This window comes from Nocardiopsis lucentensis DSM 44048, from assembly GCF_000341125.1.
Lineage (GTDB): Bacteria > Actinomycetota > Actinomycetes > Streptosporangiales > Streptosporangiaceae > Nocardiopsis > Nocardiopsis lucentensis.
Genome location: NZ_ANBC01000022.1, coordinates 1 through 229, shown reverse-complemented (window position 1 = coordinate 229; position 229 = coordinate 1). Strand labels below are relative to the sequence as shown.

At 76.4% G+C, this 229-nt stretch carries 1 pseudogene; it reads left to right on the top strand.

Annotated elements, in window-relative coordinates:
- Nucleotides 1-18 precede the first annotated feature (18 nt).
- Nucleotides 19-229, top strand: a pseudogene (locus D471_RS41220) (serine/threonine protein kinase); the annotation flags it as partial.

The window sequence follows — 229 nt, the reverse complement described above, 5'->3', positions numbered from 1 at the left end:
GGCGGGCAGGTCCCGCCGATGGGTCACCAGGCGCCGCCGCCCTCGGGTCCCCAGCAGGGCTTCGGGGGCTACCCGCCGCACGTGTCCGACCCGCGCATGGGCCAGAACCCGGGTACATCGAACCCGCGCCCCATGGGCCAGCCCATGAGCAACACCCCGCCGCCCTTCGGGGTCCACCCCGGTTCCACGAACCCTCGGCCGGGGATGCCCGGGGCCTACCCGCCGCACC